This window comes from Hymenobacter qilianensis, assembly GCF_014489555.1.
Lineage (GTDB): Bacteria > Bacteroidota > Bacteroidia > Cytophagales > Hymenobacteraceae > Hymenobacter > Hymenobacter qilianensis.
On sequence record NZ_CP060784.1, the window covers coordinates 2799515 to 2813416 of the forward strand.

The following is a 13902-nucleotide window of genomic DNA, read 5'->3' on the forward strand; positions in this document are numbered from 1 at the left end:
TCACGGCTAAGTTGAATCTATGCGCGTCGTCATTATCGGGCCTGCGTATCCGTTACGGGGTGGATTGGCTACCTACAACGAGCGACTGGCCCGGGCTTTCCGCGACGCTGGCGATGAGGTAAGGCTGGTGACGTTTAGCTTACAATATCCTAGCTTCCTGTTTCCGGGGCAGACTCAGTTTAGCACCGAAAAAGCCCCCCAGGACTTGCAGATTGAGGTTAGTATTAATTCAGTGAGTCCGGTATCGTGGTGGCGCGTGGGTAATCGGTTGCGCCGCGAGAAGCCAGATCTGGTTGTTTTTCGTTTCTGGTTGCCGTTTATGGGGCCGGCGCTGGGCACCATTGCCCGCCTTATTTCCCGCAACCGGCACACGCGGCTAGTTGCCATCACCGACAATGTGATTCCGCACGAAAAACGCCCCGGTGATCGGCCCCTGACGCGCTATTTCCTGTCGGCTTGCCACGGGTTTGTGACGATGTCGCGCTCCGTGCTGGCCGATCTGCGCCGCTTGCATTTCAACCAGCCCGCCCGTTATCAGCCGCATCCGCTTTACGATAATTTCGGCCCTTTAAAGCCAAAAGCGGAGGCACTGAAGGCTTTAAATCTGAGCGCGGATTTTCAGTACATTCTTTTTTTTGGCTTTATCCGAGCCTACAAAGGCCTTGATTTGTTGCTCGAAGCCTTTGCTGATGCGCGCCTTGCTGCCTTACCAGTTAAGCTTATTATAGCCGGCGAATTTTACGAGCCCGCCGTACCGTACGAGGCTCTTATTCAGCAATATAAATTAGCGGAACGCTTGGTGCGGGCCACCGACTTTATCCCCAATGAGCGCGTGGCCGACTACTTCTGCGCCGCCGACTTGGTGGTTCAGCCGTACAAAAACGCGACTCAGAGTGGCGTGTCACAGATTGCCTACCATTTTGAGCGCCCAATGCTGGTGACTGATGTAGGCGGCTTATCAGAACTGATACCCGACGGCGAGGTGGGCTACGTGACCAAAGCGCAGCCCAAAGCCATTGCCGACGCCTTGGTTGATTTTTACCAAAACCAGCGGGAGCAGCAGTTTACGGCAGGCGTGCAGGAGCAAAAAAAGCAATTCTCCTGGGGAGAGATGATTACAGCGCTGAAAGCCGTGGCAAACTAGAAGTCGGTAATGATGCCTGCACGGCCGCAAAAACCTTGCTGGGGGCAAATCTTCCATGCAACTCGTGCCTAGCTTGCAAGTGCCACGGTAAAAGCAGACGCACTCCCGGTCGGGCTGCACGATCTGGCCGCGGCCGTACAGGTCGAATTCGTGGGGATTGAAGATGTTATTCATCAGCACCGTTGGCTTGCCCAGCGCAATGCTAATATGCATGGCCATCGTAACCTGGGTCACGACTAAGTCCATCTGCTGCATCAGGTTGATAAACTGCTCCAACGGAAACGTGCCCAGATATGCGGCCCCAGTAGCTAGGTGCAGGCGCTGGTTTCGCTCGTCCTCAGCGGCTCCTCCGAGCAGAACAGGCGTGTAGCCGGCTTGCTGAAGTTCGGTAATCAATGCAATCCAGTGCGAGTCAGACCATAAGCGCGTGGTCCAGCGGTCGCCGCAACCCGTATTGAGGCCGATGCGCGGACGACTCGTCGGCAAGTTGTCCCAGCGATACCCTTTATCGTCGTGATTTTCGAAAACGTACTCCTCGCCCCGAAATTCGTAGCCACACAGCTCAAAAATCTCCTGCACATACGGCTTCTGATTTTGTAAGCTCAGCTCATCGAATACACCCGTTAGAAACTTGTGATTGGCCAGCGAATTACCAGGCCAAGGCACACCGTTGGGGAGCAGCGTATAGCCGAACTTTTGAACTGCCCGAATGGTGTCGTGCAGGGCGCAGGCCTCTTTGTCTTTATCCAGATTGATCACAATCTCAAACTCGCGGGCTTGTAGATGCAACACAGCAGTCATGTCCAGCTTCAGAATCTCATCGACGGCGCTGGGGGGCAAAATAGCGGGCGTATGCGTGAGCCACGTGATTTTAGCAGCCGGGTATTCCTCGCGAAGCCGGCGCAGGAGCGGCGTCGTCCGAATTACGTCGCCGATAGCACCCAGCTTGATAATGAGAATCCTTTCCTGGGTAGGCGCATACACAGGGCAGCCAGCGCACTGGTAGCCCTGTTCTTTATTAGGCCGACAAGGCACATCGCCGCGGAAATGGCGGCAGTCAGGATGAACGAGGATGCCGTTGAGTTCGGGCATTGAAGACTGAAATTATCTTTTGTTGTTCTGCAATCTGGCGAATGGAGCTGTTACTCCAAGCATATTCATCACCAATCAACGACTATTAGATACCCACATAATTCATGGGCGAGATAGCACGCAATTCGACTTTCACTTCGTCGCTTACCGTCAATGTCTCGATGAACTCCCGAATTGTTTGCTCAGTAATGGGGCCGTGGGTGCGGGTGAGCGCCTTGAGCGCATTGTAAGGATCGGGGTAGTTTTCGCGGCGCAAAATGGTTTGGATGGCCTCCGCTACTACGGGCCAGTTGGCGTCAAGGTCGCGGCGCAGAGCTTCTTCATCGAGGGCCAGCTTGCTTAAGCCGCGTTGTAAGGAGTTCAGCGCCAACAGTGTGTGGCCAAGTGGCACGCCCAGGTTACGGAGTACCGTGGAGTCGGTGAGGTCGCGCTGGAGGCGGGAAATAGGCAGCTTGGCCGCTAAGTGCTCCAGCAAAGCATTCGCCACTCCCAGATTGCCCTCAGCATTTTCAAAGTCAATAGGATTGACCTTGTGTGGCATGGCTGAAGAGCCTACTTCTCCGGCCTTGATGGTCTGCCGGAAATATCCCAAAGAGATGTATTGCCACACGTCGCGGGCAAAGTCGATAAGAATGGTGTTCAGCCGCTTTAAGCCGTCGCAGGTAGCCGCTAAGTGGTCGTAATGCTCAATCTGGGTAGTTGGATGGCTACGATGCAAGCCTAAAGTGTTATTCACGAACTGGTTAGCGAACTGCTTCCAGTCTACTGTGGGGTAAGCCACATGATGCGCATTGAAGTTGCCAGTAGCTCCTCCAAACTTAGCACCGAATGGAACCTGGGCCAGTAGCGCCAACTGTGCTGTTAGCCGGGCGGCAAACACTTCGATTTCTTTGCCCAGCCGGGTGGGCGAAGCAGGCTGACCGTGGGTGCGCGCCAGCATCGGAATTGCCCCCCAGGTTTGGGAAAGTGTTTGCAAATGTTGTTGCAGGCCAGTGTATTGCGGCAAAATTACTTCCATCAGCGCCTCGCGCAAGCTGAGAGGAATAGCGGTATTGTTGATGTCCTGGGAGGTAAGGCCAAAGTGAATAAACTCCAGATAATCGCCTAACCCTAGTGAGGAGAACTGGTCGCGCAGGAAATATTCAACTGCTTTTACGTCGTGGTTCGTCACGCGCTCGTGAGCTTTTACGGCCTCGGCTTCCGTTACAGAAAACGTTTCATAAATGGCACGTAAAGGCTTAACAAGGGCAGAATCAACGCCGGATAATTGGGGCAATGGCAACTCGCAAAGCGCAATAAAGTACTCTACTTCCACCCGAACCCGGTATCTAATCAGCGCCAGCTCGGAGAAATAAGGTGCTAACGGAGCCGTCTGGCGGTGGTAGCGGCCATCGAGGGGGGAGAGAGCCGTGAGCGGTGAAAGGGTAGTATCAGGTGCAGACATGAGGCGCAGAAAAAGTCAGAAGGACCAAAGGTAGCGAATGCGCTCGCGCTACCATAAACGCCACATGCGGCTTTTCGCTACCTTTGTGGCTCGTGCGGCCGTGGGTTCGGCGCGAATTTCGCAGAGCCTGGTCGCGATATCCTCTCCCTGATTATTCGCGTGACTCCTGCTACTAAGAAAAAAATCGCCCTAGGCTTCGGCGTTCTCGTGCTGCTGTTGGCCGGCGCCGTTGGCATGTTCTTCCTGAAGCGCCAGCAACTTCTGGACTATGCTCTCGCCCAAGTCAAAACGCGGGTAGAGCGGAAGTATCCCGCGCAGCTTACCCTCGGGCCGGCGAAGTTTACCGACTTCAACACAGTGCGTATTGAGGGCGTTTCTTTCGTGCCTACGGGCAGAGACACGTTGTTGCGGGCCCATAGCATTAATGCTTCACTCAGCGCCCGCTCCTTATTCGCGGGTCGGCCGGTGTTTAGTAATCTGCAGATTGATAATGCTCGACTGACGGCACTCAAAACGGCTACTACCGATAATTTTTCTTTCCTCTACAAAACAAAAAAACGCAAGACCACCGTGGCCCGAGATACCACGCAAGGCACCAATTATGGTCTGCTGCTGAACCAGCTAATCGAGGCCGGGTTCGATAATATCCCCGCTGAGGCTGATTTTAAGAACTTTCTTGTTACGTATCGTAGCCCTGGGCATGCGGCAACTATTGCTATGCCCAGCCTCACCATTGAGGATGGCAATATCGCGGGCCAACTGACGGCGACTTTCGATTCCGTCGAGAATAAAGTAGGTATTCAGGGGCGCGTAGAACCCCGCGACTATGCGGTGCAGGCCAAGGTATACGGCTTGAATAAGCGGCCCGTAGTATTCCCTTATTTACAGCAGCGCTATAAGGCGCGCGTACAGTTTGATACGTTGCGCTTTAGCCTGACCGATAAGGAATTAGATGACAATGAGCTGACGCTGCGTGGTACAGCCGCTGCCAATAACTTCGCTGTTTATCAGGCCAAGCTTTCTGATCGGGATATTGTGGTGCGCAACGGAGGCATGGATTTCGTGGCTACGCTGGGCCAGGGGGCTTTTTCGCTGGATGAGGGCACAAAGGTTACGCTGAATAAGATGGTGTTTTACCCCGCCATCAGTTTGCGCAAGCTGCCCGTTCAGCAGCGTCGTATTGGTAAAAAGCTGAACGGACTGACCTCCCGCAAAGACTTGCTGGCCGGATTGCAGTTCAGCGCCGATATAAAGTCAACTGAGACGACGGCCAACGACTTTTTCGCTTCGCTGCCAGAAGGCATGTTTGAAACCCTGGAGGGTACGAAGGGGGAAGGCACGCTCACATACAGCCTCAAGGCAGCGCTGGACATGAATAAGCTCGATAGCCTGGAGTTTAATTCAACCCTGAAGAGCAAAAACTTTCGGATTACCCGCTGGGGTAATGAAGACCTAAGCAAGCTCAACCGCGCTTTTGCCTACACGGCATACAATGATAAAGGCGACTCCATTCGCACTTTCCCCGTGGGGCCGCCCAATCGGGATTTCACGCCCTTCAACCGAATTTCAAACCATCTTAAGAACGCCATTCTGACGGCCGAAGACCCGCGTTTTTTTACGCATAAAGGGTTTATGGAAAAGGCTTTTGTGAAGTCGGCTATCCAAAACATCAAGGAGAAACGCTTTGCACGGGGTGGTAGCACTATTTCGATGCAGCTGGTCAAGAACGTGTTTCTGACGCGCAAAAAGACGGTAGCTCGAAAAGCGGAAGAAACCCTCATTGTGTGGATTATTGAAAATACGCGGCTGGCATCGAAGGAACGCATGTTTGAGGTTTACCTCAACATCATTGAGTGGGGGCCAAAAGTGTACGGCGTGACGGATGCGGCGCGTTTTTACTTCGATAAATCACCCAGTGAGCTGAATCTATCCGAGAGCTTGTACTTAGCCAGCATTGTGCCCAAGCCTAAGTTCTACCGCTACTCCTTCGACAGCTACGGCAACCTGCGGGGTAGTGCGCGCTATTTTTACCGGCTGATTGCGGGTATTATGGCCAAACGGGGCATGATCTCCCAAAGCGCTTATGATGATTTATCGCTAGGAGTGGCGCTCAATGGTCCGGCCCGCAAGTACATCGTTACGGCCGTAGATACGGTACGAGCCTTCGCGCCCGCCGACTCCGCGCAGTTTGAGCCTCTGAATCTGATTGACTTGCTTGGCGGCAATACAACGCCCGATGAGGGCGTAAATACCACCCCGCCGGATCAGGATAATAACCCTGCTCCAACCCCAAAACAGCCATAAGCTGCTTGTTCTCTCTAGTCTAAGCGAGGGGAACAGTGTATCTGTCCGCTATTCAGTTAGCTAAAGGTGAGTGTTAAAAGCTGCGTTCCTGATAAAGGAACATACGCCCACAAAAAAGCCCCCAGAAATAGTCTGGGGGGCTTTTTTGTGGGTATTCTATTACTTATGCAATGGCAGCGTATCCTCCTTTTCCTTCTTGGGCAACATCAGAGATAGAATAACCGATATCACCAGAATAAAGCCTACCACTCCCAAAGAAATGGCCATAGGAATGTGGAAGTAATCGGTAATTAAAAGCTTGAAACCGATGAATATCAGAATCAGGGATAAGCCGTAGTGCAGGTAGTGGAAAAGCCGCATCAGGCCTTCCAAAGCAAAATACAAAGCCCGCAAGCCAAGTAGTGCAAACACATTAGAAGTGTACACGATAAACGTGTCGCGGGAGACGGCGAGGATAGCGGGAATGGAATCAGCAGCAAACACCACGTCGGTGGTTTCGACCATCACCAACACTACAAACAGGGGAGTGGCGAAGAGCAGGTTTTCCTTGCGCACGAAAAAGCGCCCATCCTCTATCTTGCTGGTAATGGGCATGTAGCGGCTCAAGAACTTGACCACTGGATTGTTATCCGGATCTATTTCGGGCTCACTACCACTGGTGGCCATCTTTATGCCGGTATAAATCAGGAAGGCGCCCAGCACGTAGAGCAGGAAGTGAAATTTAGCCAGCAAGGCTGCTCCCACCAGAATAAATATTGCCCGCAGCACCAAGGCCCCGATAATACCCCAAAACAGAATCTTATGCTGATACTGCTGCGGAACCTTGAAGTAGCTGAAAATGAGCAGGAACACGAATAAATTGTCCACGCTCAGGGACTTCTCGATCAGGTAGCCGGTAAGGAACTCTAGTCCGGCCTGCTGCCCCATCGTGCGGTACACGAGGTAATTGAAACAAAGAGAAAGTGCAATCCAGAAGGCGCTCCATCCCAGGGCTTCGCGCATCTTTACCACGTGGGCCTTGCGGTTGAACACCAGCAAATCCAGCATTAGCATTGCCAATACAAAGATGTTGAAGCCAACCCAAAAGGCGGGGGTATTTTCCATTCGTTGTTAGTAGGTAGATACTGGACCGCTGCCCGGCAGCAACTCCGCCGTAGGTGCCTTACCTCGTTTAGCGGGCCGGGGTTGCGGTCGTAACGGAAATAGCGTCGGAACTGGCAACTGAAGTCCGATCGAAGCGACGAAACCAGCTGGCTACTTTCATCTGCACGACGCCAAAAAAAGCTTCTTTAAAAATACCCTTCGACATTTTGGAGGTGCCGCGGGTACGATCAGTAAAGATGATCGGGACTTCTTTTATGCGAAAGCCATACTTGTAAGCCAGCCATTTCATCTCAATCTGGAAGGCGTAGCCCACAAAACGGATTCGGTCGAGCTCAATAGTACGCAATACTTCTGCCGAATAGCATTTGAAGCCCGCCGTAGCATCGGCAATAGGCATACCCGTAATGAAGCGAACATAAGCCGAGGCGAACCATGACATCAAAACCCGGCCCATAGGCCAGTTGACCACATTCACGCCCTGGCAGTAGCGGCTACCGATGGCCATGTCGTAGCCTTCTACTGCGCAGGCTTCATAAAGGCGAGAGAGGTCGTCGGGGTTATGCGAGAAATCGGCGTCCATCTCAAAAATATAGCTGTAGCCGTGCTTCAGAGCCCAGCCAAAACCATGAATATAGGCCGTGCCTAGGCCCAGCTTGCCGCGCCGCTCTTCCAGAAACAGGCGGCCAGGAAACTCGTTTTGCAGCTCCCGCACAACCTGAGCGGTACCGTCAGGCGAGCCATCGTCGATGATGAGCACGTCGAAGGCTTTAGGCAACGAGAATACCTTGCGAATAATCAACTCTGCGTTTTCGCGCTCGTTGTACGTCGGAATTAGGACCAGCCCATCATTCATTGGATCAAAGATAGAAATATAGGCACTCAAGCTGCACTCTTAGCGATTTTTTCTGCCATCTGACGAGCGTAGCGCACACAGTCGGGCACGCCAACACCAGCCCGCCAATTGGCCACAGACTCTATTCCCTGCGTTGCCAGTTCATCGGCTGCGGCATGAGCCGCTACGATATTTGCATCAAATTGCGGAATAGCCTTGGCCCAGTAGTATTGGTGCTGCCACAGCGGGGCGCTCTTAATTCCGTAGAAGCGGCTTAACTCCGTGTGTACGGCCGCCTTTTGCGCATCGGCCGGCTGCCCGGCATGAGCCCTGTATTGGCTGCCACCCACAAAGGTGGTAAACAGCACCTGATCGGCAGGGGCTCGGTCAGGAAAGATAGAACTGGTCCAGATGCTGCCAGCCGCATAGGGCTGCTCTACCTTCGGGTGAAGGGCGCCAAAGCCATCAAGCGCGTGGGTTACATCGGTGCGGCGGTAGGCGGTGAATACGGCCGCCATAGGCGGGTAATTCACGGAGGCCAGGGCCGAAGCTGCTTCCGGAAAAAGCGGTTTGAGCAGCGGCGCGGCGGCGTAGGCGGGCAGGGCCAAAGCAACTACATCGTAGGAGGTATCCGAAAAAGCCCCCCGAGCCGTCTGAACCAGATATTTACCTGCCGCATCACGCGTCAGGCCCGTAACGGGCTGGCTGGTGTGGCGGTTGGTGAGGTGATGGGTAAGGGCTATGGCCAGCGTTTGGAGGCCGCCGCGCAGCGAAAAAATCTTGCGCCGTCCGCCGGCACCGCCCGATTTGGCCAAGCCGCGCAGCACCGATCCGTGCGTTTGCTCCAGGGCCGCGAGTTTCGGGAAAGTTTTGTGCAGCAGCAGCTGTTCCGGGTCGCCGGCGTAAATACCGGAGATGAATGGATTGAGGGCATAATCCACGACTTCAGACCCAAAGCGCCGCCGAAAAAAGCCCCCAGCGTCTCCTGCGTATTGATTGGGGCAGCCGGACGTACGAATTCGCGCAGCAGATTCAGCTTGGCTTTGAAGCCGAAAAAGCCACTGGTGAGCAAAGCCGGCGGCGAGGCCGGCAAGCGATGGTAGCGCCCATCGCGGAGTATATAGCGGTTGGCGCTGACGGCGGCCGTTTCCTGAATTTCGGTAGTAAGGTTCAGATCGGTGAGCAAGTCGCGCAGCTCGTCGCTGAGCTGCAGGGAGTTGGGGCCGGTTTCGAGCAGGTAGCTACCGCGGCGCTCGGTACGCAAATTGCCCCCCAGCACCTCATCAGCCTCAAATAAATCGTACGCAATGCCCGCTTTTTGCAAGTAAAAAGCAAGCGTAAGCCCCGAAATTCCTCCCCCAGAATAGCGACTTTCATAGTCAGCGAAAAATAAATGCCGCTAAGTTGTGCGAGCTGAACAGTGACCCACGAGCGACACTTTCATCAACACAACCTGCCGCTAATAAATGCCCTTGATCAGCAGTGGCGTCAAAGGTAAGGCCGCTAATTTGCCCCCCAGCCAGAATCAGTAGCTTTATGCCAATGAATAACCCGCAAACTGCTACTTCCTCCCGCGCCAAAGCCATATTTCTGGACCGCGATGGGGTTTTGAATAAAGAAATCGGCGAATACGTCTGGCGCTTGGAGGACTTTGAGATACTGGAAGGCGTGCCCGACAGCCTGGCCCGCCTCAAAGCGGCTGGCTATCATCTGATTGTGGTGACCAACCAAGCTGGCATTGCCAAGGGCTTGTACACGGCTGCCGAGGTAAAGGCCTGCTATGCCAAGCTACAAGCAGCCTGCAATGATGTGCTGGATGCGCTTTACTTCGCGCCGGGGCATCCTTCGGTAAGCGAGTCGCTGCTGCGCAAACCGGATTCGCTGATGGTGGAGAAAGGCCTGGCCCGCTTTCATCTCGATCCGGCTCAGTGCTGGATAATCGGCGACCGGCTCCGCGACCTGGAAGCGGGTGCCCGCGCCGGCGTGCGCGGCATCTTGGTAGGCGACACTACGACTCATTCCAACCTCGTGCAAGCCAATGATTTAGTAGAAGCCACCGACTTCATACTCAGAAATAGCTAACCCGTTGCTGGCCTCTCTACACGCATCAAAGCCGGCCTCCCAGTGAAGGAAAGCCGGCTTTGATGCGTGTAGCAAAACCTTGGCAACTTACTGCCGCGCGGCCGAAGTTTGTTCTGCGCTAGCCGTAATGGAAGACGAAACCTGGGTAGCAGGCTTGGTAGTGGAGTAAGCCGGGCACTTGGTGCGGCATGAGCCCAGGCCGGCCAGTCCGACAACGGCTACTAGAAGCAGTTTTTTCATGATAAAATACAAGTTGAGAGGAAATTCGGACGCTGATAATGCATTCCTCAAATGTTATGCCCGATAACGGTCAGGCGCAATTTAAATTGTCTGTGAGGCTAGGAATTAGGTGGAGCCTACGCAAAATCAGTGCGTCAGCGTACATCCTGTCCTCTAATATACTTCAGTCTTGTCCAATGTTCAATTGTAGGTAGTGTTAAGAACACTTTCCTGCGCGGAAAAACATCTGCGGATTGCTGCTGCCAGCTATTTATATTCTACAGTACTAAAAAAGCCCCCAAAGCGAACGTGGGGGCTTTTTTAGTACTGTAATGGCTTTGTAGCCTCAGGTTTGTCTATAAACAAAGACTCTACTGCTGATAGCCCAGAATACGCATCATGCTGTCACTGTCCTGCTCATCGGCAAATACCCAATTGCGCAGCGTGCCGTCGGCGTCGCGGTCGAGGATGACGTGCTTGGGCGCCGGGATAAGGCAGTGCTTGAGGCCGCCGTAGCCCGAAAGGCTTTCCTGATAAGCGCCGGTATGGAAAAATCCAACGTAGAGCGGCTTGGCATCGGTGGGCTTGCGCTCGGGCAGGAACACCTGATAAATGTGCTTCTCGGCGTTGTAGTAGTCCTGCGAGTCGCAGGTGAGGCCGCCCAGCTGAATCTTCTTGTAAGACTTCTCCCAGCCATTCAGCGCCAGCATAATAAAGCGCTGATTCAGGGCCCAGGTATCAGGCAGGTTGGTGATGAAAGAGCCGTCGATCATATACCACAACTCCTTGTCATTCTGAAGCTTCTCATCCAGAATAGAGTAGATAGTAGCGCCGCTTTCGCCCACTGTGAAAATGCCGAACTCCGTGAAAATATGCGGCTCCGGCACACCTTCCTCCTTACAGATACGCTTGATGGTGCGCAGAATTTCTTCTACCATGTACTGATAGTCATATTCGGGCTGAATGCTGGTTTGAATGGGCAAGCCGCCGCCGATATCAATAGTGGTAAGGGTAGGGCACACGCGGCGCAGCTCGCAGTATTTATGCACAAAGCGTGACAGTTCCGACCAATAGTAGCTGGTATCCTTTATGCCCGTATTGATGAAGTAATGCAGCATGGTGAGCTGAAAGCGCGGGTCTTCCTTGATTTTCTGCTCGTATAGCGGCACTGCATCGGCGTAACGAATGCCGAGGCGAGAAGTATAAAACTGGAAACGAGGCTCCTCGTCGGAAGCCAGGCGCATACCTATGTTGCACTTCTCGGTTACGTGATCGTGGTAATAATCTATCTCGGCGAGGTTGTCCAGAATAGGCATGCAGTTCACGAAACCCTCATTTATCAGCTCCGTGAGGTGCCGCCGATACCGCTCGCGCTTGAAGCCGTTGGCAATGATATAGCTCTGCTTATTGAGCTTACCGCGCCGATACAGCTCGCGCACAATGTGAATATCGAAGCCCGAAGAAGTCTCGATATGAATGTCGTTTTTGAGCGCTTCCTCTAGCACAAAGCTGAAGTGCGACGACTTGGTGCAGTAGCAGTACGTGTAGGTGCCTTGGTAATCGGTTTTCTCGATAGCGTCCGCAAACCATTTTTTAGCCCGCTGAATCTGGGAGCTTATTTTAGGTAGATACGTGAGCCGCAGCGGGGTGCCATGCTCTTTCACGATATCCATGAGCGGAATATCGTGGAAGCGAAGCTCGTTGTCCTGAACGGTGAAGTCGACAGTTGGGAAATCGAAGGTTTGGGAAATCAGGTCGTGGTAGGTATCCATTAGGGGAAGTAAGGAACTGAATGGGTAGAATTAGGGGACGAAGTGGTCAGGTGATAAATCACTAACTGCCTTTTCCGCCAGTTAACAACAGATTGGCCTTTTGCGGGCTTTTCCGCACCTTTGTGGGCCGGCAAAGATAGGCGGTAGGTGGGTACTCCGATATGGGGCGCCCAGGGCGAGAGCGGTGAGACGTGGTCCTGCTCTCTGGTATTCGGCCAAGGCCCTTAGCCGTCCGTTCCTGTCGGCGCATCGTTCTTTTATGAAACGTATTAAGCTCATCGAAGTCCGCTCCGAGCTAGGAGCCGGGACTCGCGGGGCCAGTCTGGGCGTAGATGCGCTACGGATTGCCTGTTTAAACAAAGGTTCTGATTATTTCCGCCGGTTCAATTCCGTGGCTGTGCCGGATCTGAATCATGTGCTGTTCGATAAAAACCACTTCCCTTACGCCAAGCACATCGACTCAGTTTATACGGTTCAGAAAAACATTGCCAATACGGTTGAACAAACATTACGCCTCGGCGAATTCCCACTAGTGCTAGCCGGCGACCATTCTAACGCCGCCGCAACCCTAGCGGGCATTAAAACAGCTTATCCGCACAAAACGTTGGGCGTAGTATGGATAGACGCTCACGCCGATATTCACTCTCCTTACACCACGCCTTCGGGTAATATTCATGGCATGCCCATCGCCATGGCGCTGAACGAGGATAACCTGGAGTGTCAGCGGAATGTGCCGGAGCCGGAAACCGAATTCTTCTGGCATCGCCTCAAAAACCTGGGCGAGCCGGGTCCCAAGCTCAAGCCCGAACACCTAGTGTATGTAGTGGTGCGCGATACGGAGCACGAGGAAAATGAAGTAATCAGGCGCTACAACATCAAGAATTTCGGCTTGGCCGAATTCAAAGAAAAGGGTCCGAAGCAGGTAGCCCGTGAGATTTATGAGCGCCTCCGCTACTGCGACTTGGTGTACGTGTCGTTCGACGTTGACTCTCTGGACTCGCGCTTCAGCAAAGGCACGGGCACACCCGTAAAAGAAGGCCTGAATGTAGAAGAAGCCATTGCTTTGTGCCAGGCGCTACTGGATAACGACCGGATAGTCTGCTTCGAGATGGTAGAAATAAACCCGACGCTCGACTCGGAAAACACGATGGCCAGAAACGCTTTCGACATTCTGGAAGCGGCCACCGATACCATCCAGAATCATTTGCAGCACGCCGATGCTACCTCGCGCCAAAGCCGCGCCACTACGTAGTCTGCTAAGTTTAACGAGAACACAAGCAATACAGGATGCTGGGGGCTTTTTTCGCGGCCTGTGGTGCCTGATTCCGATTATCACTGCTAAAGCTGCGGTGGCTTCCTTATATTCAATTCAAGTTCAGACTAAAACTCCAGTCCTATGAAGCTCAGTAACGCGCGGTTGGGAATAATGGCTTTGGCGCTAAGTGCCTGCTCTGTATCGCCCCAAAAGCGCGGCCCTGAGGGCGATGTGCCCGGCCAGACCGTAAGCGCCGCCGTTACGGGCACCGTAAGCTACCGCGAGCGAATTGCACTGCCGCCCACGGCCATAGTGAAGCTGCAGCTTCTGGACGTAAGCTTCGCCGATGTGGCCGCCACCGTGCTCGACTCCCTGACCCTGCGCCCTCGGAGGGCAAGCAGGTGCCCTACGAGTTTTTGCTGCGCTACGATCCGGCCCAAATCAACGCGCAGAGTACCTACGCCGTGCAGGCCCGCATTCTGGCAGATGGCAAATTGCTATTCACTACTACCCAAGCCTACCCCGTTATCACCCACGGCAACCCCTCGACGTGAACATTGTGCTTCAGCAAGTGAATGCTAAATAAGCGCTTGGGGGGCTTTTTCGTAACCTAAGCCGTAGCTTGCACTACTTTTGTGCCGCTTAACTTCCTAA

General features: G+C 53.6%; 10 protein-coding genes and 3 pseudogenes. 5 read left to right on the plus strand and 8 right to left on the minus strand.

Features of this window, described 5'->3' with window-relative positions; translation table 11 throughout:
- The first annotated feature begins 19 nt into the window (after nucleotides 1-19).
- Nucleotides 20-1144, plus strand: coding sequence for a glycosyltransferase (locus H9L05_RS12925; RefSeq protein WP_187731323.1), 1125 nt, complete (start codon nucleotides 20-22; stop codon nucleotides 1142-1144).
- Between the two features lie 147 nt (nucleotides 1145-1291).
- Here the strand turns inward: H9L05_RS12925 and H9L05_RS23715 are convergent.
- Nucleotides 1292-2236, minus strand: a pseudogene (locus tag H9L05_RS23715) (glycosyltransferase family 9 protein); the annotation flags it as partial.
- A gap of 85 nt (nucleotides 2237-2321) precedes the next feature.
- Nucleotides 2322-3680: an adenylosuccinate lyase gene (gene purB / locus H9L05_RS12930; protein WP_187731324.1), complete on the minus strand. Its 1359-nt coding sequence runs from the start codon at nucleotides 3678-3680 to the stop codon at nucleotides 2322-2324.
- Between the two features lie 159 nt (nucleotides 3681-3839).
- Between purB and H9L05_RS12935 the strand changes: the two genes are divergently transcribed.
- The gene (locus H9L05_RS12935) at nucleotides 3840-5984 is read left to right on the plus strand and encodes a transglycosylase domain-containing protein (protein WP_187731325.1); all 2145 of its coding nucleotides are present in this window, start codon (nucleotides 3840-3842) and stop codon (nucleotides 5982-5984) included.
- 159 nt (nucleotides 5985-6143) lie between these two features.
- Here H9L05_RS12935 and H9L05_RS12940 read toward each other — a convergent pair whose 3' ends face one another.
- The 4 genes and pseudogenes from H9L05_RS12940 to H9L05_RS25075 all read right to left on the minus strand — a co-directional run.
- The gene (locus H9L05_RS12940) at nucleotides 6144-7088 is read right to left on the minus strand and encodes a TerC family protein (RefSeq protein WP_187731326.1); all 945 of its coding nucleotides are present in this window, start codon (nucleotides 7086-7088) and stop codon (nucleotides 6144-6146) included.
- A 67-nt stretch (nucleotides 7089-7155) separates the two neighbouring features.
- Nucleotides 7156-7941: a polyprenol monophosphomannose synthase gene (locus H9L05_RS12945; protein ID WP_187731327.1), complete on the minus strand. Its 786-nt coding sequence runs from the start codon at nucleotides 7939-7941 to the stop codon at nucleotides 7156-7158.
- Between the two features lie 26 nt (nucleotides 7942-7967).
- Nucleotides 7968-8861 carry a protoporphyrinogen oxidase gene (hemG, locus tag H9L05_RS23720; protein ID WP_262892525.1) on the minus strand — a complete coding sequence of 298 codons (894 nt, stop codon included), beginning with the start codon at nucleotides 8859-8861 and terminating at the stop codon, nucleotides 7968-7970.
- Between the two features lie 92 nt (nucleotides 8862-8953).
- Nucleotides 8954-9271, minus strand: a pseudogene (locus H9L05_RS25075) (FAD-dependent oxidoreductase); the annotation flags it as partial.
- Nucleotides 9272-9462: 191 nt separating this feature from the next.
- On the opposite strand from H9L05_RS25075, the gene H9L05_RS12960 reads away from it, so the two are divergent.
- Entirely contained in the window at nucleotides 9463-10002 is a 540-nt protein-coding gene (locus tag H9L05_RS12960; protein ID WP_187731330.1) for a D-glycero-alpha-D-manno-heptose-1,7-bisphosphate 7-phosphatase, read from the plus strand.
- Between the two features lie 87 nt (nucleotides 10003-10089).
- On the opposite strand, the gene H9L05_RS12965 is transcribed toward H9L05_RS12960, so the two are convergent.
- Both H9L05_RS12965 and H9L05_RS12970 read right to left on the minus strand, forming a co-directional pair.
- On the minus strand, nucleotides 10090-10242 hold the full coding sequence (locus tag H9L05_RS12965; protein WP_165963497.1) for a hypothetical protein: 153 nt from the start codon (nucleotides 10240-10242) through the stop codon (nucleotides 10090-10092).
- Between the two features lie 350 nt (nucleotides 10243-10592).
- Entirely contained in the window at nucleotides 10593-11993 is a 1401-nt protein-coding gene (locus tag H9L05_RS12970) for a type III PLP-dependent enzyme domain-containing protein (protein ID WP_187308801.1), read from the minus strand.
- A 259-nt stretch (nucleotides 11994-12252) separates the two neighbouring features.
- On the opposite strand from H9L05_RS12970, the gene rocF reads away from it, so the two are divergent.
- Both rocF and H9L05_RS12980 read left to right on the plus strand, forming a co-directional pair.
- Nucleotides 12253-13245, plus strand: a complete 993-nt coding sequence (gene rocF / locus H9L05_RS12975) for an arginase (RefSeq protein ID WP_187731331.1) — start codon at nucleotides 12253-12255, stop codon at nucleotides 13243-13245.
- A 174-nt stretch (nucleotides 13246-13419) separates the two neighbouring features.
- Nucleotides 13420-13802: pseudogene (locus tag H9L05_RS12980) on the plus strand (YbaY family lipoprotein).
- The last annotated feature ends 100 nt before the right edge of the window (nucleotides 13803-13902 follow it).